General features: G+C 70.9%; 22 protein-coding genes and 1 riboswitch. Of the genes, 15 read left to right on the forward strand and 7 right to left on the reverse strand.

Annotated elements, in window-relative coordinates; all coding sequences use genetic code 11:
- Positions 1-520 precede the first annotated feature (520 nt).
- Positions 521-1,828 (reverse strand): alpha/beta hydrolase, encoded by a 1,308-nt coding sequence (locus G5C51_RS15810; RefSeq protein WP_165237709.1) that lies wholly within the window; start codon positions 1,826-1,828, stop codon positions 521-523.
- Positions 1,829-1,956: 128 nt separating this feature from the next.
- Positions 1,957-2,883 (reverse strand): RNA polymerase sigma factor SigF, encoded by a 927-nt coding sequence (locus G5C51_RS15815; protein WP_165237711.1) that lies wholly within the window; start codon positions 2,881-2,883, stop codon positions 1,957-1,959.
- Between the two features lie 263 nt (positions 2,884-3,146).
- Here G5C51_RS15815 and G5C51_RS15820 point away from each other — a divergent pair, with 263 nt between their 5' ends.
- The 5 genes from G5C51_RS15820 to G5C51_RS15845 all read left to right on the forward strand — a co-directional run bounded on the left by G5C51_RS15820 (position 3,147) and on the right by G5C51_RS15845 (position 7,240).
- The gene (locus tag G5C51_RS15820) at positions 3,147-3,515 is read left to right on the forward strand and encodes an STAS domain-containing protein (protein WP_165237713.1); all 369 of its coding nucleotides are present in this window, start codon (positions 3,147-3,149) and stop codon (positions 3,513-3,515) included.
- Positions 3,516-3,712: 197 nt separating this feature from the next.
- Complete coding sequence (locus tag G5C51_RS15825) at positions 3,713-4,168, forward strand: ATP-binding protein (protein ID WP_165237715.1); 456 nt, start codon at positions 3,713-3,715, stop codon at positions 4,166-4,168.
- 315 nt (positions 4,169-4,483) lie between these two features.
- Positions 4,484-5,188, forward strand: a complete 705-nt coding sequence (locus tag G5C51_RS15835) for an LPXTG cell wall anchor domain-containing protein (RefSeq protein ID WP_165237761.1) — start codon at positions 4,484-4,486, stop codon at positions 5,186-5,188.
- The gene (locus G5C51_RS15840) at positions 5,178-6,233 is read left to right on the forward strand and encodes a COG1470 family protein (protein ID WP_240929691.1); all 1,056 of its coding nucleotides are present in this window, start codon (positions 5,178-5,180) and stop codon (positions 6,231-6,233) included. Before G5C51_RS15835 ends, G5C51_RS15840 begins: the two co-directional genes overlap by 11 nt.
- Before the next feature lie 14 nt (positions 6,234-6,247).
- Positions 6,248-7,240 (forward strand): hypothetical protein, encoded by a 993-nt coding sequence (locus G5C51_RS15845; RefSeq protein WP_165237717.1) that lies wholly within the window; start codon positions 6,248-6,250, stop codon positions 7,238-7,240.
- Between the two features lie 12 nt (positions 7,241-7,252).
- Here the strand turns inward: G5C51_RS15845 and G5C51_RS15850 are convergent, their stop codons facing one another.
- Together G5C51_RS15850 and G5C51_RS15855 are read right to left on the reverse strand one after the other, a co-directional pair.
- A complete protein-coding gene (locus G5C51_RS15850; protein ID WP_165237719.1) occupies positions 7,253-8,161 on the reverse strand; it encodes an alpha/beta hydrolase fold domain-containing protein in 909 nt (302 codons plus the stop codon).
- Positions 8,162-8,316: 155 nt separating this feature from the next.
- Positions 8,317-9,831 carry a peptide MFS transporter gene (locus G5C51_RS15855; protein WP_165237721.1) on the reverse strand — a complete coding sequence of 505 codons (1,515 nt, stop codon included), beginning with the start codon at positions 9,829-9,831 and terminating at the stop codon, positions 8,317-8,319.
- A 297-nt stretch (positions 9,832-10,128) separates the two neighbouring features.
- On the opposite strand from G5C51_RS15855, the gene G5C51_RS15860 reads away from it, so the two are divergent.
- Positions 10,129-10,812, forward strand: coding sequence for a response regulator transcription factor (locus G5C51_RS15860; protein ID WP_165237723.1), 684 nt, complete (start codon positions 10,129-10,131; stop codon positions 10,810-10,812).
- A gap of 160 nt (positions 10,813-10,972) precedes the next feature.
- Entirely contained in the window at positions 10,973-12,214 is a 1,242-nt protein-coding gene (locus G5C51_RS15865; RefSeq protein WP_165237725.1) for an ATP-binding protein, read from the forward strand.
- A 43-nt stretch (positions 12,215-12,257) separates the two neighbouring features.
- Here G5C51_RS15865 and G5C51_RS15870 read toward each other — a convergent pair whose 3' ends face one another.
- Positions 12,258-12,716: a GtrA family protein gene (locus tag G5C51_RS15870; protein WP_420824818.1), complete on the reverse strand. Its 459-nt coding sequence runs from the start codon at positions 12,714-12,716 to the stop codon at positions 12,258-12,260.
- A 133-nt stretch (positions 12,717-12,849) separates the two neighbouring features.
- Between G5C51_RS15870 and G5C51_RS15875 the strand changes: the two genes are divergently transcribed.
- The 4 genes from G5C51_RS15875 (at position 12,850) to G5C51_RS15890 (ending at position 17,351) form a co-directional block, all read left to right on the forward strand.
- A complete protein-coding gene (locus G5C51_RS15875) occupies positions 12,850-13,998 on the forward strand; it encodes a 5-(carboxyamino)imidazole ribonucleotide synthase (protein ID WP_338118159.1) in 1,149 nt (382 codons plus the stop codon).
- Positions 13,995-14,504, forward strand: a complete 510-nt coding sequence (gene purE, locus G5C51_RS15880; RefSeq protein ID WP_165237729.1) for a 5-(carboxyamino)imidazole ribonucleotide mutase — start codon at positions 13,995-13,997, stop codon at positions 14,502-14,504. The genes G5C51_RS15875 and purE overlap by 4 nt, the downstream gene beginning before the upstream one ends.
- Before the next feature lie 94 nt (positions 14,505-14,598).
- Entirely contained in the window at positions 14,599-15,711 is a 1,113-nt protein-coding gene (locus tag G5C51_RS15885) for a dipeptidase (protein ID WP_165237731.1), read from the forward strand.
- A 277-nt stretch (positions 15,712-15,988) separates the two neighbouring features.
- Positions 15,989-16,150, forward strand: a riboswitch (cyclic di-AMP (ydaO/yuaA leader).
- A gap of 4 nt (positions 16,151-16,154) precedes the next feature.
- Entirely contained in the window at positions 16,155-17,351 is a 1,197-nt protein-coding gene (locus tag G5C51_RS15890; RefSeq protein WP_165237733.1) for a transglycosylase family protein, read from the forward strand.
- 76 nt (positions 17,352-17,427) lie between these two features.
- Here the strand turns inward: G5C51_RS15890 and G5C51_RS15895 are convergent, their stop codons facing one another.
- Entirely contained in the window at positions 17,428-17,802 is a 375-nt protein-coding gene (locus G5C51_RS15895; protein ID WP_165237735.1) for a VOC family protein, read from the reverse strand.
- 69 nt (positions 17,803-17,871) lie between these two features.
- Here G5C51_RS15895 and G5C51_RS15900 point away from each other — a divergent pair, with 69 nt between their 5' ends.
- Complete coding sequence (locus tag G5C51_RS15900; RefSeq protein WP_420824819.1) at positions 17,872-18,387, forward strand: CGNR zinc finger domain-containing protein; 516 nt, start codon at positions 17,872-17,874, stop codon at positions 18,385-18,387.
- Between the two features lie 51 nt (positions 18,388-18,438).
- Here the strand turns inward: G5C51_RS15900 and G5C51_RS15905 are convergent, their stop codons facing one another.
- On the reverse strand, positions 18,439-19,779 hold the full coding sequence (locus G5C51_RS15905; RefSeq protein ID WP_165237737.1) for a UDP-glucose dehydrogenase family protein: 1,341 nt from the start codon (positions 19,777-19,779) through the stop codon (positions 18,439-18,441).
- Between the two features lie 96 nt (positions 19,780-19,875).
- Here G5C51_RS15905 and G5C51_RS15910 point away from each other — a divergent pair, with 96 nt between their 5' ends.
- The 3 genes from G5C51_RS15910 (at position 19,876) to G5C51_RS15920 (ending at position 23,615) form a co-directional block, all read left to right on the forward strand.
- Positions 19,876-20,883, forward strand: a complete 1,008-nt coding sequence (locus G5C51_RS15910; RefSeq protein WP_338118161.1) for an LCP family protein — start codon at positions 19,876-19,878, stop codon at positions 20,881-20,883.
- Between the two features lie 233 nt (positions 20,884-21,116).
- Positions 21,117-22,223, forward strand: coding sequence for a 3-oxoacyl-[acyl-carrier-protein] synthase III C-terminal domain-containing protein (locus G5C51_RS15915; RefSeq protein WP_165237739.1), 1,107 nt, complete (start codon positions 21,117-21,119; stop codon positions 22,221-22,223).
- A 48-nt stretch (positions 22,224-22,271) separates the two neighbouring features.
- Positions 22,272-23,615, forward strand: a complete 1,344-nt coding sequence (locus G5C51_RS15920) for an aldo/keto reductase (protein WP_165237741.1) — start codon at positions 22,272-22,274, stop codon at positions 23,613-23,615.
- Positions 23,616-23,725: the final 110 nt, after the last annotated feature.

The following is a 23,725-nucleotide window of genomic DNA, read 5'->3' on the forward strand; positions in this document are numbered from 1 at the left end:
CTGCCGGGCTGTGGGGCTGTGGGGCTGTGGGCAAGGGGCATTGGCCAAGGCGCATCGACCAAGGCGCATCGACCAAGGGGCGCCGGCCAAGGGGCGCCGGCCAAGGGACATTGGCCAAGGGGCATTGGCCAAGGGCGCCAGCGAAGGGCGCCGGCCAAGGGGCGCCGGCCAAGGGGCGTCGGCCAAGGCGCATCGGCCAAGGGCGCCGGCCAAGGCGCATCGGCCAAGGGGCGTCGGCCAAGGCGCATCGGCCAAGGGGCATTGGCCAAGGGGCATTGGCCAAGGGGCATCGGCCAAGGGCGCCGGCCAAGGCGCATCGGCCAAGGGGCGTCGGCCAAGGCGCATCGGCCAAGGGGCATTGGCCAAGGGGCATTGGCCAAGGGGCATCGGCCAAGGGCGCCAGCCAAGGCGCATCGGCCAAGGGGCATCGGCCAAGGCGCACCGCCAGGTGCTGCCCCTTCCCCTGCGGCATACAGCAACGGGTGGGTTGGTGGGTACAGCCCCCGAAGCCGACCGCAGGTCACCCGCAGGTCAGGCGCTCGCTAGCCCCCGACCGCAAGCGTCCCGTCAGATGCTCCACCGCATACTTCTCCGCGCACCTGTTGCCGTACCCCACCAGCCCATGCTGCCCGCCCCGCACCGTCAGCAGCGGCGCATGGAAGCGGTTCGCCACCCGCTCAGCCCCCGCCAGGGGCGTGCGCATGTCCTTGCGGCTGTTGATCAGCAGTGGCAGCACCTGAGGCGAGTCCCCGGCGGCCGACGCCGGTCGCACCGCCCCGAGCGGGGCCCCTCGCCCCGGCCAGTGGACGCACGCCGCGTAGTCCCGTGCCACCGTGTTCACCCGCCACCCCGCCTCCTGCCCCGACTTCCGCAGCGCCGCCAGCTTGCGCAGCAGCTCGGGGACCGAGTCCGGCCAGGGGAAGTCCGCGCAGTGCACGCTCAGGAAGAGTGCGAGTGGCGGCTTGCCCGGGTCCAGCGTCGCGAAGGCCTCGCGGACCTCCTCCGGCAGGTCCCGGGACGGTGGTACGGGGACGTGCTCGTCGTCCAGTTCCTCGGGGGAGTGCAGCGTCCGCAGCGCCATGGCCGTACCGCGGCGGCCGGGGTCGACGACGCCGTCGAAGACCGCCGAGCGGACGCGGTCCGGGTGCTGGGCGACGTAGAGCTGGCCGGGGATCGTGGAGTACGAGTGCATCAGCAGGCTGATCTTCTCCTCGCCGAGCGCGACCCGCACCGCCTCCAGATCGTCGGCGGCCGCCCGTGAGCCGAGGTGGCCGAGCAGTTCGCCGTGCCGCATACGGCAGCCCTCGACGTACGCGCGGGCGTCGGCGTCGACGGCGGCGAAGGTGCGGGGGGAGCCGAGGTCCCGCGCGTGCCGCAGCTTGTCCAGGGCGCCCTTCGGCTCGCCGCAGTCGACCCGGCCGCTGAGGCCGACGCCGCGGCGGTCGAAGCCGACGATGTCGAAGCGGTCGCGCAGCTCGGCGGGGTAGTCGAGGGAGGCGGCGAGGGCCTCCTGCAGACCGGAGAGGCCGGGGCCGCCGGGGGCGAGGACCAGGGCGCCGACGCGCCGCTCGGGATCGCGGGCGGGCAGTCGGCTGAGGGAGAGCGCGACGGTCGCGGACCCGGGACCGCCCTGGGGCACGTGCACCAGCCGGCACTCGCGGGTCTCCGCGCCGCCGACGGGGCAGGGCCACCAGCCGTCGGGGGAGGTGTCGGGCGGGGGATGGAAGTGCCGGGAGCGGTCGATCTCGATCTCGACCCGTGGGGCGCAGCCGGCGAGCACCGCCAGCACCGCGCTCGCCAGCAGGGCGATGACGCGGCGCGGTGACATACAGTCAAGCGAACCGCCGGGCCCGGACGCCCGCAGCCGGGACCGGGCCGTACGAGGGAAATATCTGCGGCAGGTGCGGAGGAACGACCGGAGCCGGGCCCTCACACAGGCCCGGCCCTAAAGGTCGGTCACTCCTCGACCAGCAGCCCCTTGCGGAGCTTCGTCAGCGTCCGGGCCAGCAGGCGGGAGACGTGCATCTGGGAGATGCCGAGCTCCTCGCCGATCTCGGACTGGGTCATGTTCGCGACGAACCGCAGCGACAGGATCTTGCGATCCCGGGCCGGCAGCGAGGCGATCAGCGGCTTGAGGGACTCCACGTACTCGATTCCCTCGAGACCGTGGTCCTCGTAGCCGATCCGGTCGGCCAGGGCGCCTTCGGTCTCGTCCTCCTCGGGCTGCGCGTCGAGGGAGCTCGCGGTGTACGCGTTGGAGGCGGCCATGCCCTCCACGACCTCGTCCCTGGACAGGTCGAGGCGGTCGGCGAGCTCCGTCACGGTCGGGGCGCGGTCCAGCTTCTGGGCCAGCTCGTCGCCGGCCTTCGCCAGGTCCAGGCGCAGCTCCTGCAGGCGCCGGGGCACCCGCACCGACCAGGACGTGTCGCGGAAGAAGCGCTTGATCTCACCGACGATCGTGGGCATCGCGAAGGTGGGGAACTCCACGCCGCGGCCCAGTTCGAAGCGGTCGATCGCCTTGATCAGGCCGATGGTCCCGACCTGGATGATGTCCTCCATCGGCTCGCTGCGGGAGCGGAAGCGGGAGGCGGCGAACTTCACCAGCGCCAGGTTGAGTTCGACCAGGGTGTTACGGACGTACGCGTACTCGTGCGTGCCTTCCTCAAGAACCTCGAGGCGGCTGAAGAGTGTCTTGGACAGGGCCCGCGCGTCCAGCGGGGCAACCTCGTCGTACGGCGGGATGTCCGCGAGCTCCTCGAGGAGGTCCGCGAGCGGGCCCTCGGGGTCGCAGTCGGCCGCTTCGTCGGGGACGAGGGCGTGCTGAGCGGGGGGTGCCGACGGCGTAGTGCGCGCGTCGAGCCGGGGTGACATTGTGTCCTCCATCGATTCTCGGCATACGGCTGCCGATGCCATCTCGCGTTTCTCGGGTGTGCGGCGCCTCCAAAGCCGGCCGTGTTTTCTGTGCTCTTCTACGCCTACCCGCATTCGGTGCGCCTTGGCAAGGGGTAGATGTCCGTATTTGCCCGGGTTTACGGGCTGTTCGGCTGTCGAACAGGCGGGTGCGGGCGTAGGGTCTGGGGCGGAGAATGGACGTACAGCAAGCCAGCACAGCAAGCACGGGAACCAACGGTCGGGAGAGCAACGGAATGGACCGCGGACTGGTCGGCAGCGGCAGCCGGGGACGGCTCCGGGTCGATGTGCAGAGACACGGTGCGAGCGCCGTGGTCAAGCCCGCGGGCGAGCTCGACTACCACACCGCCGAACTGCTGCGGCAGCCTCTCGAGCAGTGTGTGGCCGACGGGTTGGCCCGTCTGGTGGTGGACTGCTCGGAGCTGGAGTTCTGCGACTCCACCGGGCTCAATGTGCTCCTCGGTGCCCGGCTGAAGGCCGAGGCCGCGGGTGGCGGGGTGCATCTCGCCGCGATGCTGCCGGTCGTCGCCCGGGTCTTCGAGATCACCGGCGCCGAAGCGGTCTTCACCGTCCACGACAGTCTGGACGCGGCGCTCATCGAGTGATCCGTCACATGCGGGCTCCGTCCAGTGGCGGGGAGTAAGGCGGGTCACATGCCTTACCGGAAACTCGCGGGTGTTTCCCCGGGATCTCAGGGCAGAAGCCCATTCGAAAATCTCGTGTTACAGATTTTGAGTTACAGAGCGTGCAGGGCAGGAGCCGTTTCAGTGGCGACGATGGCGAGCGGTGAGGTGGGGCGGCGATGAGCAGCACCCGGCCGTATCCACCGGGCGACGGCGCCGCCGCCCCCGGTCAGCTGCGCAGGCTGACGCTCGTCGGGGCCAGCGGCGCGGTCCCGCGTGCCCGCGATTTCGCCCGCCAGGCCCTCTACGACTGGGGCTGGCTGCCCGCCGCCGGCGCCGACCAGCGCGCCGCGGCGGAGGACGTCCTCCTCGTCGTCTCCGAACTGGTCACCAACGCCTGCCTCCACGCCGGCGGCCCCGACGAACTCCGCCTCCACTGCGCCCCGAAGCTGCTGCGCTTGGAGGTGTCCGACCTCGGCACCGGCACCCCGGCCCCGCGCACGCCGCACCGGGCCACGCGGCCGGGCGGGCACGGCATGTTCATCGTGCAGCGGCTGTGCCTTGACTGGGGTGTGGTCCGGTACGACGGGCGCCCCGGTAAGACGGTGTGGGCGGAGCTTGCGGCACCCGGCTGACCGGGCCTGCGGGCTCACCGGCACCGGGAACGTGGGGGTCCGGGGGTCGCCCCCCGAAGGATGCAGCATCGTGCAGAGGCTTTGTCTGGATTGGGGTGTTGTGCGCCGCGACGGGCGCCCCGGTAAGACGGTGTGGGCGGAGCTTGCCGCACCTGCGTGACCTGGGGTTTCACAGGCTTCACGGACTCTTTTCCGTTGCACTCCGGATCTGCTGTGCACTTGGTCTTCCCTCCGCAAGGTCACCCGCGTACCTTGAGCGGCCAATCTGATGCGCCGTCAGAAAAGGGGAGCTCAACAGTGAGCCGCGTGAAATTAGTGCACAGCAAACGCAAGGTGGCCGCCGCGCTCGCGGCCGGGACCACGGTGGCGCTGCTGGCGGCGCCATCCGCACACGCAACCGTCGTCGACGTCAATTACGCGTGCAAGACGCCGATCGGCAACAAGAGCGCCGTATCGCCCATCGACATCAAGTCGACCAAGAGCGGCAGCGGTTACAAGCTCGTCATGTCCTTCCAGAAAGGCGTCTCCTCCAGCCCAGTGGAGCTGGGGAAGGGCGCCATGAAGCCCTCCGCCACGATCAAGCTCGGCGGGGCGGAGTCCGGGACGGTGCCCGTCAGCGGGCCCACCAACCCCAAGGCCATTCCGGCCAACACACCCATCAAGATCACCGACCTGTCGGGCACGTACACGCCGAAGAAGTCGGGCAAGGTCACGTTCACCGCCGGTGTTCTCACCATCAAGGCGATGGGCACGACCACGACCTGCACCGCCACCAACAACCCCAAGCCCTCCCTTGAGCTGGACGTCAAGGCGGCGGCCGGTGGCGGCGGTGGCGGCGGCACGGCGACCGGAGGCGGCGACTCGGCTGCCGCACCGGGCGGCGGCGGTGGCGGCGGCGACCTGGCCGACACCGGCCCGGCCGACAACGCCGTCGCGCTCGGCACCCTCGGCGGCACGGTGCTCCTCGCCGGCGTGGCCGGCGGGCTGTGGCTGACGCGGCGGAGGCGGGTTGCTGAGTAAGAGCACGGCAAACGCACAGTGGTTGCGCCGGCGGCTGCGGGACGCCGTCACGGCGGCGGTGGTCTGCGGCCTCGGGCTCCTTGCGATGGTGCCCGCGACCCAGGCCGCCGCCGCCGGCGCGGCCGACAACAACCGCACGTGGGATGCCGCTCCCACGGGCGTGAGCGACCTGGACCGCGACCCCGGGCGCCCCTTCTTCTACGCGGAAGGCGCGCCCGGCGCCGTCCTGGAGGACGCCGTCGCCGTCACCAACCGCGGCGACAAGCCGCTCACGGTACGGCTGCGCGGCGCCGACGCGTACAACAAGGGCGACGGCTCCTTCGCCATCCGCGCGGAGAAGCGCAGCAAGAGCACCGGCGCATGGCTCGCCTTCGCCCGTACGAAGGTGACCGTGCCGCCGCGCACCCGGGCCGAGGTGCCGTTCTCGGTCACGGTGCCGCGGGACGCGACGCCCGGGGACCACCCGGGCGCGGTGGTGGTGGAATCCGCCTCCGGAGAGGCCCGCAGCGACGGCATCCGCCTGCACCTGCGGGTGGCGGGGCCGCAGCTGGCGGCGATCGACGTGGAGAAGGTGTCCGCGCAGAGCGATGGCATCCACTACACGCTGGTCAACCGCGGCAACACCGCACTGAGTCCGAAGCTCGCGGTGCGCGCGAAGGGCTTTTACGGGGATGTGCTGCGGCACGGCCCCCGCGACGTTGGTGTCGAGCTGCTGCCCGGGCAGCGGGCCCGGCTGACCGCCAAGTGGCCCGGCACCTCGGCCCTCGACTCGGTCGACGTACGCCTCACGGTCACGGCCGCGGGCGGCGCGCGGGCGAGCGGCACGACCGAGTACACGGCGGTGCCCTGGGGCTGGATCGTCCTCGTCGTCCTGGTGGGCGGCGGTGCGGCGGCCGCCTGGTGGCGGCGGCGGGCCGTACCCATCAGAACCGTCGACGCGGCGCGGGCCGAGATCGGGCCCTGGCCGCCAGGGGAGGAGCTGGACCTGGTGTCGAACCGGGCCGGAGACGAGTCGGAACACGAGGCCGCGGGGGTGCCGCGATGACAAAGGTGGCTTGGGTGCGTGCCGTTCGATACCGGGTCCGCGACCTGAGACGGTCCGCCACGGCCGCCGTCGTCGCCGTCCTCGCGCTCGTCCTCATCCCGGTCGCGCCGCTGGCCACCGCGGCCCCGGCCGCCGACAAGAAGCCGGAGATCACCCTCTCCGACAGCCAGTCGGGCGCCGGCGGCAATGTCACCGTCACCGGCAAGGACTGGCCCGCCAAGGCCCTGCTCACCCTGCTCATCTGCGGGCAGAACATGATCGGCGGCACCGACTCCTGCGCGAACGCCGACGGCCGCGCCGTGACCACCGACGCCGCCGGCACCTTCAGCCGCAAGCTGCGGGTCGCCGAACCCCCCAAGCCATGCCCCTGTGTGGTCGCCGTCGCGACGGTCACCGGCCGCAAGGTGGCGGCACAGAAGAAGTTCGTCATCGCCGGGCACGCCACCGCACCGCTGCCGCCGGAGGCCGGGCGCGGGCGGCTCGCGCTGCTCGGGGAGCCGGGGCTCGAGGGCACGTCCGGGATCCTGAACTGGTTCGGCGCCCCCGCCCAGCGGCGGCTGACCGTCACCGTCGGCAATATGGGCACCGAGCCCGCCAAGAACCCCGTCTTCGAGATCGGCACCGCGCACGGCGTGGTCTCGCCGGAGTGGGAGCGCAGGCAGTGGCGCGGAGTGATCCCGCCGGGCGGAAAGAAGCAGGTCAAGCTGCTGGTGGAGCTCCCGTCCGGAGCCCACGGCGACTACGTCGTCTCGATGAAGTACCAGGGCCGGCTGCTGGCCGAACAGCCCTGGGGCGTGGCCCGCCCCTGGGGCGTCATGCTCTTCTGGGTCCTGCTCTTCGTCGTCGTGGTGACCGCCGCCTTCCGCATCGGCATGACGATCGTCGGCCGCCTCCGCCCGTACGCCCCCGACGGCCGGCATCGGGCGAAGTCCTCCCGCCGCCGCTGGCAACAGCGCGAGCGCCCGAACCGGACGCCGGAGGAAGGCGAGGCACCGGCGGGGGTCTAGACCGGCGGGGGTCTAGAACAGCTCGGTCCGCGCCCGGATCCACGCGTCCACGCGCCCCCGTACCCGCCGGTCCTCCAGCAGCGCCATCCCGTGGGCCCCGCCCGGGACCACGTCGAGGGTGAGGTCCGCGCGGGACATGCCCTGGCCCCACTGGGCCATCGCGAGTTCCGTCGAGTGCCGCACCGACACCCAGTCGTGTGCGGAGTGCACCAGCAGCATCGGTGCGTCGTCCGCGCCCGACGCCGTGTTCTTGACCACCGTGGAGCGCCAGGCGTCCCAGCAGCCGGCGTCCGCGCGCCGGGGCGCGCAGCCGGTGAGGAGTTCGGCGTTGCGGCGGAGTTTGCGCTGGTCGGCACTGGCGCCCTGGCGGCCGCCGTCCAGCCAGGCGCGGTACGGCGAGGCCACCGGGGACAGCGCCACCACCCCGGCCGCGAGCTCGCGCCCGGCGCCGTACGTACCCACGGAGGCGGCGATCTGGCCGCCCGCGGAGGAGCCGAGCAGCACCATGCGGTCCTTGGCGAGGCCGTATTCGGCGGCGTGGCCGCGGATCCAGCGCAGCGCGCGGAGCACGTCGTCGCGCTGGGCCGGCCAGACGGCGTCGCTGTTCAGCCGGTAGTAGAGGTCGAAGACGGCGTAGCCGGCGGCCGCGTAGGTACGGGCCCAGCCGCTCCAGTCGGTGTCCTTGGCCCAGTAGCCGCCGTGCACGATCACGACGCCGGCCCGCGGGGCGCCGCCGTGCGGATGCCAGTAGGCGGTCAGGCGCTGGCGCGGATGCGGGCCGTAGGAGCGGGTCGCGTGGTGCAGCGCGCCCTCCGGTACGGAGACCGGCGCCGCGCGGGGGTCAGGGGGCGGGTCCTCGTGCGGCAGCCCGGCCGAGTGGCTCACCGGCAGCAGCGCCAGGAGCAGCCCCAGGGCGAGCACCAGGAGGAGCCGGGGACGTAAAGCAGCGGACCCTGACACATCCCGACCTTTCGCCAGATCAGTAATGATGTCTACATGATCCACGCTATGCCGAAGGCCCGCGATCCGGGTGGATCGCGGGCCTTCGGGCGGTGTGGTGTTGCGGGCTGCCGCGGTTAGCGGACCTCGCCCATCAGCGCCTTCACGCGCTTGCGCGACATGTAGATCGCGATACCGGCGATCACGGCGGCCGTGGCCTCCAGGGCGACGACGCCCTTGCCGTTCAGGTCCACACCGGCGATGGCGAGCAGGCCGGTGACGCTGTCACCCGCGGTGACGGCCAGGAAGAAGACCGCCATCATCTGGGACAGGTACTTCGCCGGCGCCAGCTTCGTGGTCATCGACAGGCCGACCGGGCTGATGCACAGCTCGGCGATGGTGTGCATCAGGAAGATGAGCACCAGCCACCAGATGGCGACCTTCTCGTCGCCCGTCGCCATGCCCAGCGGGATCAGGAAGACGAAGAACGACAGACCGGTGACGACCAGACCGAAGCTGTACTTCGCGACCGTGCTCGGCTCCTTGCCGCGGCGGGCCAGGGCCAGCCAGACGACGGCGAAGACCGGCGCCAGCATCATCACGAACATCGGGTTCAGCGACTGGAACAGGGTGTTCGGCATCTCCCAGCCGAGGATGTCCCGGTTGGTGTGCGCGTCACCGAAGAGCGACAGCGTGGACGCACCCTGGTCGAAGATCATCCAGAACACGGCGCAGGCGACGAAGAACCAGTTGAACGCGGACAGCTTCTTCTTGTCCTCGCCCGTGAGGTCCTTGTCCCGGCGGATCCGGGCGATGACCCAGATCGGGATGATCAGACCGGCGATGGTGATCGGGACCAGCGCCCAGTTCAGCGTGTAGACGCCGGTGGCGACCACGATGGCGTAGAAGACCACGGCCACGGCGGTGGTGGCCAGCGACACGTTGAGGACCTTGCGGCGCTCCTGCGGGGTCACCGGGTTCGGGACCACGCTGGACTGCGCGCTCAGGTGCTTCGAGCCGAGCAGGAACTGGATCGTGCCCAGCGCCATACCGAGGGCCGCGATACCGAAGCCCAGGTGCCAGTTCACCTTCTCGCCGAGCCAGCCGATGATGAACGGCGCGCCGAAGGCACCCAGGTTGATACCCATGTAGAAGACCGAGAAGCCGGCGTCGCGGCGCGGGTCGTTCGGGCCGTCGTAGAGCTGGCCGACCATCGTGGAGATGTTGGCCTTCAGCAGACCGGAGCCGACGGCGATGAGGGCCAGGCCGACGAAGAACATCGCGTCGGTCGGCAGCGCCAGCGACAGGTGGCCCGCGGTGATGATCACGCCGGAGATGGCGACGGTCTTACGGGGACCCCAGACGCGGTCACCGAACCAGCCGCCGGGCATGGTGAAGAGGTAGACCATCGCCACGTAGACGGAGTAGATGGCCGTCGCGGTCGCCGCCGTGTAGGCGAGACCGCCGCCCTGGCTGCCGGTCGCGGCGTCCGCGCCTCCGGAGACCAGGTAGAGCACGAGGAGAGCGCGCATGCCGTAATAGCTGAAGCGCTCCCACATCTCCGTCATGAAGAGGGTGGCCAGGCCGCGGGGGTGGCCGAAGAACGTCTTGCCGCTTGTGGCAGCGGAGTCCTTCGTCAGGCTTGACGCCATGATGGTTCCTTGCTTTACGGGGACGGCCGGTCGCGTACGACGCGTCGCCGGGCATCTGGGCACACGGCCACCGGGCGCTCCTTGGCGGGCCCCGGGTGCCGGGCAGACTGAACGTCCGACCAGAATGCTACTTACAGGGGGTGGCACGTCAGGGCACTGCGACCTGGGGGAAGATGGTCACAGGTCCCGAGTTAACGTGACGTTCGCTCACTGTATGCGCGCGATAAGGCTTATGGGTGGTTTTGTAATGCACCTCACAAGTGCCCGGCACCCTGACCGCCGGACTACCATCACCCCATGACCCGTGTACTGCTCGCCGAGGACGACGCGGCCATCTCGGAACCTCTGGCCCGTGCGTTGCGCCGTGAGGGTTACGACGTAGAGGTGCGGGAGGACGGACCGACCGCGCTGGAAGCCGGTCTGAAGGGCGGGATCGACCTGGTCGTCCTCGACCTCGGGCTGCCCGGGATGGACGGCCTGGAGGTCTGCCGCCGGATGCGCACCGAGGGCCACGGCTTCCCGGTGCTGGTGCTCACCGCGCGGGCCGACGAAGTGGACACGGTCGTCGGCCTCGACGCCGGCGCCGACGACTACGTCACCAAGCCCTTCCGCCTCGCCGAGCTGCTCGCCCGGGTCCGGGCCCTGCTCCGCCGCGGCACCGCCGCCGAGCCCGCCGCGCCGCCGCCGGACACCCATGGCGTACGCATCGACACCGAGTCGCACCGCGCCTGGATCGGCGACGAGGAGCTGCAGCTCACGGCGAAGGAGTTCGACCTGCTCCGGGTGCTGGTCCGCGACGCGGGGCGGGTGGTCACCCGCGACCAGCTGATGCGCGAGGTCTGGGACACCACCTGGTGGTCGTCCACCAAGACCCTCGACATGCACATCTCCTGGCTCCGCAAGAAACTCGGCGACGACGCCGCCAACCCGCGCTACATCGCCACGGTGCGCGGCGTGGGCTTCCGCTTCGAGAAGAGCTAGCGCCCTCCGGGCGGGTCGGCGCGATGGCGATGCACGGGCAGCTCGTCCTCGGCGGGACCCGCCCTCCCGGCCACCGGCCCGGACCTGCCCGCCTTCCCGGCCCCGCCTGCCTGCGCGGGCGCACGCCCCAAGCTCTCGCCGTACCCGCCCGGAGGGCACATTGCGCCGCCGACTGATCAATTCCACCCTTGCCGTCGTGCTCGTCGTCATCGCGGTCTTCGGTGTGTCCCTCGTGATCGTGGAGACCCGGACGATCGAGAGTGCCGCGCACGACCGGGTCAGGTCCGAGGCGGTGCGCCTCTTCAGCGTCGTCGAGGGGCGGATCGCCGGCGGTGAGCCGGTGACGCCCGAGGCGCTGCAGGAGCAGGTGACCGGGGGGCGCTTCGCCGTCGTGCGGGCGCCGGGGCAGCGGCCGATCGAGCTGGGCCAGAAGCCCGAGAGCACCGGCATCATCGAGGAGACCCAGAAGGGCGCGGGCGGCGTCTCCGTCACCGTCCAGGAGTCCCGCGGCGGGGTCAACGGCGAGATCGGCCGGGCCCTCATGATCATCCTCGCGGTCGCGCTGCTCGCCATCGGCGCCGCCGTGCTGCTCGCCATCCGCCAGGCCAACCGCCTCACCGCCCCGCTCACCGACCTCGCCGAGACCGCCGAGCGCCTCGGCTCCGGCGACCAGCGCCCCCGCCACCGCCGCTACGGCGTCCCCGAGCTGGACCGCGTCGCCGACGTCCTCGACAACAGCGCCGAGCGCATCTCCCGCATGCTCACCGCCGAGCGCCGCCTCGCCGCCGACGCCTCCCACCAGCTCCGTACGCCCCTGACCGCGCTCTCCATGCGGCTGGAGGAGATCACCGTCTCCGACGACCCGGAGACGGTGAAGGAGGAGGCGGCCATCGGCCTGACCCAGGTCGAGCGGCTCACGGACGTGGTGCAGCGGCTGCTCACCAATTCCCGCGACCCGCGATCCGGCCTCGGCATCGACGTGGACGTGGACGAGGTGGTCAAGCAGCAGATCGAGGAGTGGCGCCCGGCCTACCGCAGCGCGGGACGGGCGATCGTACGCTCCGGCAAGACCGACCTGCGCGCGGTGGCTACACCCGGCTCCGTGGCCCAGGTGCTGGCCACCCTGATCGAGAACGCCCTGATGCACGGCGAGGGCCGGGTCGCGATCCGCACCCGCGTCACCGGCACCCAGATCGTGATCGAGGTCACCGACGAGGGCAAGGGCGTGTCCCCCGAGCTGGGCTCGCGGGTCTTCGAGCGCTCGGTGAGCGGCCGGAACTCGACGGGGCTGGGGCTGGCGGTGGCGCGGGACCTGGCGGAGGCGGACGGGGGAAGGCTTGAGCTGGTCCAGCAGCGCCCGCCGGTGTTCGCGCTGTTCCTAGGGCGGGAAGCCGAGGCTTGAGCAGGGGGCCTGGGGGCAAAGCCCCCAGAACTCTTTCCGGCCGCTAGCGGGGCACCCGCACCGGCTGCTCCTGCCGCGCCGCCGGGATCGACGGGGTCTCGGGCAGCGCCCGGAAGACCCAGCTGCGGTACGACCAGAAGCGGAAGGCCGAGGCGATGATGACGCCGGCGAACTTGAAAATGTTGTTCTCCACTGGGCTGTCCCAGTGGAAGCCGTACGTGGCGACGTAGAGCACGCCGTTCTCGATCACCAGGCCGACAGCGCTGAAGATCATGAAGAGCGTCAGCTCACGGGTCCGCCCGCTCTTGTCCCGGTCCCGGTACGTGAAGTGCCGGAAGCCCACGTAATTGAACGCGATGGCGACTATCGTCGCGATCATGCTGCACCGGACGACGGGCAGCTCCGTGTTGTGGTGGACCAGGTTGAAGACCAGGAAGTTCACCACCACGCCGGCCCCGCCGACCGCGGCGAACTTCACCAGCTCCTGACCGATGCGCCGCATGCGGGAACTGACTATGGCCGGTCCAGTCATAGTGATGTCAGCTCCGTTGTTCGTCGGTCCGGAACTTCATGCTAACCGCCACAAGGTCACCTGCCGGTAAAAGCCGGTACATGAGGCCGATACCCTGTAGTGCGTGACGTTCCCGGTAGTCGGCATGGTCGGCGGCGGCCAGCTCGCGCGCATGACCCACGAGGCGGGCATCCCCCTCGGCATCAGATTCAAGCTCCTCAGTGACACCCCGCAGGACTCCGCGGCCCAGGCCGTCGGCGATGTGATCGTCGGCGACTACCGCGACCTGGAGACGCTGCGCGCCTTCGCCCGCGGCTGTGACGTGATCACCTTCGATCACGAGCACGTGCCGACGGAGCACCTGAAGGCGCTGCAGGCGGAGGGCATCCCCGTACGACCGGGGCCCGACGCCCTCGTGCACGCCCAGGACAAGGGCGTCATGCGCGCCCGCCTCACCGAGCTCGGCGTCCCCTGTCCCCGCCACCGCATCGTGACGGACCCGGCGGACGTGACCCGCTTCGCGGAGGAGGGCGCCGGCTATCCGGTCGTCCTGAAGACCGTCCGCGGCGGCTACGACGGCAAGGGTGTCTGGGTCGTGGACTCCGAGGCTGCTATCTCAGGAGCCGCCGATCCCTTCAAGGCCGGCGTCCCGGTGCTGGCGGAGGAGAAGGTCCCCTTCACCCGCGAGCTCGCCGCGAATGTCGTCCGGTCCCCGCACGGCCAGGCGGTCGCGTACCCGGTGGTGGAGTCCATCCAGGTGGGCGGCGTCTGCGACACCGTCATCGCCCCGGCCCCCGGCCTGGACCCGGCCCTTTCGGTACGGACCCAGGAGCTGGCGCTCCGTATCGCCAAGGAGCTGGACGTGATCGGCCACCTGGCGGTCGAGCTCTTCGAAACCGCGTCCGGCGAGGTGCTGGTCAACGAGCTCGCCATGCGCCCGCACAACTCCGGTCACTGGACCCAGGACGGCGCGGTCACGTCCCAGTTCGCCAACCACGTCCGCGCGGTCCTCGACCTGCCGCTCGGCGACCCGCGCCCGCGCGCGAAGTGGACGGTCATGGCGAACGTCCTCGGCGGCGACTACCCGGACATGTACCAGGGCTATCTGCACTGCATGGCCCGCGACCCGGGCCTGAAGATCCACATGTACGGCAAGGACGTGAAGCCCGGCCGCAAGGTCGGCCACGTGAACGTCTACGGCGACGACCTGGCCGATGTGCGCGAGCGCGCCCGGCACGCCGCCGACTACCTGCGAGGAACGATCACCGAATGAGCACCCCCGAGTCCCCGCTGGTCGGCATCGTCATGGGCTCCGACTCCGACTGGCCGGTCATGGAGGCCGCGGCCCAGGCGCTGGCGGAGTTCGAGGTCCCGTACGAGGTCGACGTCGTCTCCGCCCACCGGATGCCGCACGAGATGATCGCGTACGGCGAGGGCGCCGCCGACCGCGGCCTGAAGGCGGTCATCGCGGGCGCCGGGGGCGCGGCGCACCTGCCGGGCATGCTGGCGTCGGTGACGCCGCTGCCGGTGATCGGGGTGCCGGTGCCGCTGAAGTACCTGGACGGCATGGACTCGCTGCTGTCGATCGTGCAGATGCCGGCGGGCGTGCCGGTGGCGACGGTGTCGATCGGCGGGGCGCGTAATGCGGGGCTGCTGGCGGTCCGTATGATCGCTGCGCACGATGCTGACCTCCGTCAGCGGATGAGCGCCTTCCAGAGCGAGCTGAACGAGCTTGCCTCGGAGAAGGGGCGCAGGCTGCGCAAGCGGGCCGCCGAGTAGGCCGCCCTCCGGGGGCTCCGCCCACGGACCCCCGCATCGGCGCTGCGCGCCTCGGCCTCAAACGCCGGCGGGCTGAATTAGGGAGACGCCGACGATGGCCGCAGACCACCTCGCCCGCGCGCACGAGCTGCTCAAGGCGCACCCGGTCGTGGACGGCCACAACGACCTTCCCTGGGCCCTGCGCAAGCAGGTCGCCTACGACCTCGACCGGCGCGACGTCGCCGTCGACCAGAGCGCGCACCTCCACACCGACATCCCCCGCCTGCGTGCGGGCGGCGTCGGTGCGCAGTTCTGGTCCGTCTACGTCTCCACCGAGCACGCCGGCGACGATGCCGTCAGCGCTGTCCTCGAGCAGATCGACTGCGTCAAGCGGCTCGTGGCCGCGCACCCGGCCGACCTGAAGCTCGCGCTCACGGCCGACGACATGGAGGCGGCCCGCGCCGAAGGCAAGATCGCCTCGCTCATGGGCGCCGAGGGCGGCCATTGCATCAACAACTCCCTTGCCACCCTGCGCGCCCTCCACGAGCTCGGCGTCCGCTACCTGACGCTGACCCACAACGACAACACCGACTGGGCGGACTCGGCGACCGACGAGCCCGCGCACGACGGCCTCACGGACTTCGGCGAGGAGGTCGTCCGCGAGATGAACCGACTCGGCATGCTCGTCGACCTCTCGCACGTCGCCCCGGCGACCATGCATGACGCCCTCCGCGTCACCGAGGCGCCGGTGATCTTCTCGCACTCCTCCTCCCGCGCGATGAACGACCACCCCCGGAACATTCCGGACGACGTCCTCGCTCAGCTCCCCGCGAACGGCGGGGTGGCGATGGCCACTTTCGTGCCGAAGTTCATTCTCGAGCGCCGCCCCGACGAGACCGAGGAGGAGCAGGCGCGCCGCGCCACCGCGGCCGTCGTCGCCGACCACCTCGACCACATGCGCGAGGTCGCCGGCATCGAGCACATCGGGATCGGCGGCGACTACGACGGCGTTCCCGTCACCCCTGTCGATATGTCCGATGTGAGCAGTTATCCCACGCTCGTAGCCGAATTGCTGCGGCGCAACTGGTCGGAATCGGATCTCGCCCGACTCACGTGGCGTAATGCCGTGCGCGTGCTCAAGGATGCTGAATCGGTCGCAACGGACATCTCCACGCACCGTGGGGCATCTATCCGCACCCTCCAACTCCCCGGTGACGCAGCTCACTAAGCCAATTTTCATCGACATCGGACCCCGTGGCCTGTCGTGTCCATTTTGGTTTCATTGCGTCATCTCCCCAGCTAACAGCGCTATTTGATGCCGTGCCCGGGTTACGTCACATCGCTCTCGGTGTGCTGATCCACCGCAGCCGGTGATGACGCGATCTTCTTCGGGGCAATCGCCGCTTGTTTCCCGCAAATCGATGTGTTTACGGTGCTCGCCGTGTCCGGATGAAATGTCCGGGCACCTCGCAGCCGAACGCCTAATCCTGTCGGCGGCAGCGGGCACACGATTTACGCCGTACCGACAGGAGCGGGGGACCCAGGTAAGCCGCCGGAACTGTGCCGCTCAACACACAGCACCGGCTTGGGGTGAAGTCGCGATATGCGGCCGGGCATCTCCAGCCCGAACCCGACAGCTCACCTCGCAGGCGTCGGAGAGGAGCAGTCCCTATGTCCGCACGCGGACGTCACCGTCGTCTCGGCCGAATAGCCAAGAAGCGCGCCACTCTCGTCCTCGCCGCCGGCGGCGCGGGCGTAGCCATTCCGATGATCGCGGGCGGCTCGGCGCACGCAGCCTCCGTCGACACCTGGGACAAGGTCGCCCAGTGCGAGTCGGGCGGCAACTGGTCCATCAACACCGGCAACGGCTACACCGGTGGCCTGCAGTTCTCGCAGTCGACTTGGGCGGCCCACGGCGGCACCAAGTACGCGGCGACCGCCGACAAGGCCACCAAGGCCCAGCAGATCGAGATCGCCGAGAAGGTCCTCGACTCCCAGGGCCCGGGCGCCTGGCCGAACTGCGGCCCGAAGGCCGGCCTGTCCCAGGGCGGCCCGGCCCCGCAGACGGAGGCCGAGGCCCCGAAGCAGGAGGCCGCTCCCAAGCAGGAGGCCCCGAAGCAGGACTCCTCGAACGAGGAGTGGGGCACCAAGGCGGCCCCGCAGCAGAAGCAGACCAAGCCGGGCACGTACACCGTGGTCAAGGGCGACACGCTCTCCGACATCGCGCACAAGCACGACGTCAAGGGCGGCTGGCACGCGATCTACGACAGCAACAAGAAGACCATCGGCGGCGACCCCGACCTGATCTTCCCGGGCCAGAAGTACGACTTCGACGGTGACCGCGACGTCACCTTCGAGGAGGGCCCGAAGAAGTCGGCCGCCCCGAAGCAGGAGGCCCCCAAGGAGGAGGCCCCCAAGGCCGAGACCAAGCAGGCCGCTGACAGCTCCTCGTCCGACGGCTTCGTCCGCCCGGTCCCCGGCTCCGTCTCCACGCCGTACGGCGCGGGCGGCGGCATGTGGTCCTCCGGCAGCCACACCGGCATCGACTTCAGCGCCTCCACCGGCACCCCGGTGAAGTCCGTGGCCGCGGGCACCGTCGTCAAGGCCGGCAACGGCGCCGACGGCGGCGCGTACGGCAACGCGATCGTCGTCAAGCTCGACGACGGCCGCTACGCCCAGTACGCCCACCTCTCGTCGGTCTCGGTGACCACCGGCCAGCAGGTGAAGGCGGGCGAGCAGCTCGGCCTCTCCGGCGCCACCGGCAACGTCACGGGCCCGCACCTGCACTTCGAGATCCGCACCGGCGCCGAGTACGGCTCCGACGTGGACCCGGTGCAGTACCTGCGCTCGCACGGCGTCAGCCTCTGAAGCGCGCATAGCTGATACGGCAGAGCCCCCGGTTCCGGCGGACCGGGGGCTTCGTCGTGCCCGGGGGCGTACGGGCTCAGCTGACGCAGAGGCAGAACGGGTGCCCGGCCGGATCCGCGTAGACGCGCCAGAGGCCCTTGCCGATCTGGTCGTCCAGCAGCTTCGCGCCGAGCGCGAGCACCTGCTCCTGGGCGGCGTCCAGCTCCGCCCGCGGCACCATCAGGTCCAGGTGGAACTGCTGCGGCCGCTCCGGGTTCGGCCAGCTCGGCGGCACGAAGTCCGGGGCCTCCTGGAAGGCGAGGCGCTCGCCCGTGGGGAGGTTGAGGTCGATCCAGTCCGGCGCGTCGGCGTTCTGCTTCACCTCGCCGCCCAGGATGCCGGCGTAGAACTCCGCGAGCGCCCGGGGGTCGGGACAGTCCAGCGCTACGGGACCCAGCGTGGCGATGGGCATGGCGTTACTCCTTGCTGGCTTATTCCGGTAACTGACTCCGTTACCTCATGATGGGGTGACACAGGTAACATCGCAAGCGTGGAGACACCGGCGGGTCTGCAGCTGATCCAGGACTTCGTGAACACGCTGGACGTGGAGTCCGGGGCGGACGACCTGGAGTCGTTCCTCACCGACGACCGGGTGTCCGCGCTGTCCCTGCGCAAACGTGACCTGCCGGCGCTCCGGCGGCTGCGGGAGGCGCTGCGGGCCGTATGCCTGGCGCACGCGGGCCTTCCGGCCCCCACGGAGCCGCTGGGGGAGCTGCTGGCGGCGGCGCCGCTGACGGTGGCGGTGTCGCCGGACGGCGGGGCGCGGCTGCGCCCGGCGCGCGAGCTGAAAGGCGTGGCGGTGCTGACGGCCCGTATCGCGGCGACGATCGCGTCCGCGGCCGCGGACGGCACCTGGGACCGCCTCAAGGCCTGCGAGGCGGACGACTGCCGATGGGCGTACTACGACCGCAGCCCGGCGGGCCGGCGCCGCTGGTGCACGATGGCGGTGTGCGGCAGCCGCGCGAAGATGCGGGCGTACCGGACCCGGCAGCGTTGAACGCCCGGCCCGCCTGGCCTGGCCCGCGCCGCCCAGCCGCCCGCCAGGGCGCTACGCGTTCGGGCGGCCCATCCCGCGGTACGTCCAGCCGGCCGCGCGCCACTTCTCCGGGTCGAGGGCGTTGCGGCCGTCGACGATGGTGCGGCGGGCGGCCACCGCGCCGAGCTCCGCCGGGTCCAGCTCGCGGAACTCGCGCCACTCCGTCAGGTGCAGCACGATGTCCGTGCCGCGCACGGCGTCCAGTGCCGAATCGGCGTAGCCGAGCGTCGGGAAGAGCCGCCGCGCGTTCTCCATCCCCTTCGGGTCGTACACCGTGACCTGGCCGCCCTGCAGGTGGATCTGCCCGGCGACGTTCAGCGCGGGCGAGTCGCGGACGTCGTCCGAGTCCGGCTTGAAGGTGGCGCCGAGCACCGCGACCCGCTTGCCGAGGAAGGAGCCGCCGCAGGCCTCGCGGGCCAGCTCCACCGCGGCACCCCGCCGCCGCATGTTGATCGAGTCGATCTCGCGCAGGAAGGTCAGCGCCTGGTCGACGCCCAGCTCGCCGGCCCGCGCCATGTAGGCGCGGATGTCCTTCGGCAGGCAGCCGCCGCCGAAGCCGACCCCGGCGCGCAGGAACTTGTGGCCGATCCGCTCGTCATAGCCCAGCGACTCCGCGAGCTTCACGACGTCGCCGCCCGCGGCCTCGCAGATCTCCGCCATCGCGTTGATGAAGGAGATCTTCGTGGCCAGGAAGGCGTTCGCGGAGGTCTTCACCAGCTCGGCCGTCGGGAAGTCCGTCACCACGAAGGGCGTGCCCTCCTCGATCGGCGTCGCGTACACCTCCCGCAGCAGCTTCTCCGCGCGCTCGCTGCGCACGCCGACGACGAGCCGGTCCGGGTGCAGGGTGTCGTCGACGGCGAAGCCCTCGCGCAGGAACTCCGGGTTCCAGGCCAGCTCCGCCTCGTCGCCCGCGGGCGCCAGCTCGGCGATACGGGAGGCGAGCCGCTCGGCGGACCCCACCGGCACGGTGGACTTGCCGACCACCAGGCACGGCTTGCTGAGGTGCTTGGCGAGCGACTCCATGGCGCTGTCCACGTACGACATGTCGCAGGCGTACTCGCCGTGCTTCTGCGGCGTGTTCACGCACACGAAGTGCACGTCGCCGAAGTCCGCGACCTCGGCGAAGTCCATGGTGAAGCGCAGCCGCCCGGACGATCCCTCGAGCCCCGCCACATGCTTGGTCAGCAGCTCGTCGAGGCCGGGCTCGTACATCGGGCCCCTGCCGGTCGACAGCTGCGCGATCTTCTCGGGTACGACGTCCAGCGCCAGCACCTCGAATCCCAGCTCCGCCATGGCGGCTGCGTGCGTGGCACCGAGGTAGCCGGTGCCGATCACAGTGATCTTGGGGGCCATGGAAGCGGGTCCTCCGGTTCGCGGGGGCTGGGCCGCCCCCGAGCATAACCGCGTGACCGGGCAACCTTGAGCCACCCTGGGTTGTCTGACGTGGATGTGAATGACAGCACCGGTGTCGAAACCGAGCAGGCCCAGCCCGCCCATCAGGCCCAGACCTCCCGCCGCCGCCCCCGCGGCCGCCGCGTCCTCATGGGCGCCCTGGCCCTCCTGGCCGCGGGCGCCCTCCTGGCCGCCGGCGCGGCGTGGTGGGCGTACGAGCACTACACCGGCCGCGTCGACCGCATCCCCGGCGCCTTCCCTTCGCACGTACCGGAGAAGGACCAGCCGGCGCCCGGCAAGGGCGGCGAGACCTATCTCCTCGTCGGCCTCGACGCCCGCTCCGACCTGCCCACCACCGGCAGCTCCGCGAAGGCCCCGCAGTGGAAGCCGGGCGCGCAGCGCAGCGACACGATGATGCTGGTCCACCTGCCGGAGGACCGCAGCGCCGCCTACGTCGTCTCGCTGCCCCGCGACAGCTGGGTCCCGGTCCCTGGGCACGGCGACGCGAAGCTGAACGCCGCCTTCTCCTGGGGCGGCCCGCCGCTGCTCATCGACACGGTGCAGCGGCTCACGGACGTACGCGTCGACCACCTGGCCGTCATCGACTGGAGCGGCTTCAAGCGCCTCACCGACGCCGTCGGCGGCGTCACGCTGGAGGGCCGGGAGATGAACGGCGAGCAGGCGCTGACGTACGTACGCGAACGCAAGAACCTGCCGCGCGGCGACCTCGACCGCACCCGGCGCCAGCAGTTCTTCCTCAAGGCCGTCGCCGCGAAGACGATCTCACCCGCGAACCTCTCCAACCCGCTCAAGGCCAAGCGCCTCCTCGACGCGGTGACCTCCACGATCAGCGTCGACGACCGCCTCGCCGACTCCGACCTCCGCGACCTCATGTGGGACCTGCGCAACGTCCGCACCTCGGACATGACCTTCATGAACGCCCCGGTCGGCGGCCTCGACACGGTCAAGGGCCAGTCGGTGGTGCTCCTCGACAAGGACAAGGGCGACCGTCTGTGGGAGGCGATGCGCAACGACACGCTGGCGGAGCACCTCCGCAAGCCGTAACTGTCGGTAGCCGAGCGGGCGCAGGCGGTGACATTCATTGTTGACGGTTGTACTTAGTAGGCGGCCCAATGCATCGCCCGCCCCCCAGTTCTGGCTTTACGCATCACCCGTCACATGGGCAAGGTGGTGCGGCGACGAGGTCTGCACGCCGGCGTCCCGGGTGCGGCCGACCAGTGGAACCTCACGGTTGGTTCGCGAGAACCCCATGGACGACGAAAGGCAGGGCCTGTCCCGTGCCCGTGCTGTGCCGACCCGCTGTCTGGGTCCCCGAGAACATCCTCTCGATGGAAAAGACCCTCAGCCTCGCAGAGGAGTTACACCCCAAGCACCCCAGGCTGCGCCTGGTGAAGCGCATGATCACCAACACCGGTGTGACCAAGCGGCACTTGATCCAGCCGGTGGACGTCACCCTCACCCACCCCGGCTTCGAGGCCCGTAACAAGGTCTACGTCCGGGAGGCCAAACGCCATATCCCGGCGGCAGTCGAGCAGGCCCTTGCCTCGGCAGGCCTGGGCGTCCGCGACATCGACGCGATCGTCTTCGTCTCCTGCACCGGCTTCGCCATGCCACCGCTGACCAGCTGGCTGATCAACGAGCTCGGCTTCCGCAGCGCGACCCGGCAGATCCCCATCGCCCAGCTCGGCTGCGCCGCCGGCGGCACCGCGATCAACCGGGCGCACGACTTCTGCCGCGCCTACCCCGGCGCCCATGTGCTCATCGTGGCCTGCGAGTTCTGCTCGCTGTGCTACCAGCCGGACGACTCCGACGTCGGCTCGCTGCTCTCCAACGGCCTGTTCGGCGACGCCATCGCCGCCGCCGTGGTGCGCGGCGACGACGGCGGGCACGGCATGCGGCTGGTCCGCAACGCCTCCCACCTGGTGCCGGATACGGAGGACTGGATCGCGTACGAGGTGAAGGCCACCGGCTTCCACTTCCGGCTGGACCGCCGGGTGCCCGGCACCATGTCCGTCCTCGCCCCCGCCCTGCACACGCTCGCGGGCGCCCACGACTGGGACGCCTCGGCGCTCGACTTCTACATCATCCATGCGGGCGGCCCGCGCATCCTCGACGACCTGTGCCACTACCTGTCCGTCGAGCCGCACGCCTTCCGCCATTCGCGGACCACCCTCACCGAGTACGGCAACATCGCCTCCGCCGTCGTCTTCGACGCGCTGCGGCGGCAGTTCGACGAGGGCCTCCCCGAAGGGGCGCGTGGGCTGCTCGCCGGCTTCGGGCCCGGGATCACCGCAGAAACGTCACTGGGCGTCTGGCGCGCCCCCACCGGCCCCCGCTCCGTGGTCCGGCAGACCGGCGGCGCGGTCCCCACCGCCCAGCACTGACCACCCCCCTCCCGTACGGACCGTCCAGCACGAAAGCGAGGCTGTGCCATGCCCGAAACCGCCACGTCCCCTTCCACCTTCCGCCTCGGCGGCGAGACCCCCGTCAACCGGCTCGGCTACGGAGCCATGCACCTCACAGGACCGGGCATGTGGGGTCCGCCGGAGGACCCGGACAGCGCGGTCCGGATCCTCCGCCGCGCCGTGCACGACCTCGGCGTGAACTTCCTCGACACCGCTGATTCGTACGGCCCCGGCCACAACGAGGAGATCATCCGCAAGGCCCTGCACCCGTACCCCGACGACCTGGTGATCTCCACCAAGGGCGGCATGCTGCGTACGGGCCCGCGGGACTGGACGCACGAGGAGGGCCGGGACCCGTACATCATGGCGCTCGGGCGGCCCGAATACCTGCGGCAGCAGGTCGAGGTGAGCCTGCTGCGGCTGGGAGCCGAATCGATCGGGCTCTACCAGCTGCACCGCATCGACGACCGGGTGCCGCTGGCCGACCAGCTGGGTGTGCTGGCCGAGCTGAAGGCCGAGGGCAAGATCCGGCACATCGGCCTCTCCGGCCAGCCGGATGTGCCGGTGGCGACGATCGAGGCGGCCCGGCAGATCACCGACATCGCCGCCGTGGAGGCGCTGTTCAACATCGCGGACCAGGCGAGCACGCCGGTGCTGGAGTACTGCGAGGACAACGGCATCGCCTTCATCCCGTGGTTCCCGCTCGGCCACGGCGGCCTCGTCGGCCCCGCCGGGGTGCTGACCAAGGCGGCCGAGGCATACGGCACCAGCGGCGCCCGGCTCGGCCTGGCCTGGCTGCTGCAGCGCTCGCCGAACATCCTCGCCATCCCGGGCACCACGAAGCTGCCGCACCTGGAGGACAACATGAAGGCGGCCGGCGTCGTGCTGACCGGCGGCCAGTGGCGGGACGTCGAGGCCCAGTGCGCTCAGGCCGAGGCCTGGCGCCCGGAACCGCGGCAGACGAGCCCCGCGGCGAGCAGCGAGCACCCGAACTGCGCCACGATCCGCGCCGTGTACCGGGACCTCACCCGGATCGCGGAGTACGCGGCCGACGACGTCGTCTATCACGTCGCCGCCCGCGACACCCCCGAGGGCGCACCCGACCTGCACGGCAAGCACGCCGTCACCGCGGTTGAGCGCTGGCTGGCGGACAAGACGGGCGGCACGCTGCGCGCGGAGGTGGAGTCGGTGGTGGCCAACGACCACTGGGGCACGATCATCGGCACCTTCCACTTCACGATCCGCGGCGAGGAGCACGCGGAGCGGTTCTGCGGCCTGTGGAAGTTCCGCGACGGCCTGATCACGCACCACTGGCAGAACGCCTACGACCCGGTCGCCCTCGGCCGACTGCTCGACCCGCCGGCCCAGTAGCCGCCGCCGCGCGGCCGGCGGTGCAGTGGACTTTGGTCCCGCCCGGTCGGGACCATTGCCCGCGCTTGTGCATATGTGCCCCTTATACGTTGAAGCGGTCCACCCGGGAC

This window comes from Streptomyces coryli (assembly GCF_011044975.1).
GTDB classification, from domain to species: Bacteria; Actinomycetota; Actinomycetes; order Streptomycetales; family Streptomycetaceae; genus Streptomyces; species Streptomyces coryli.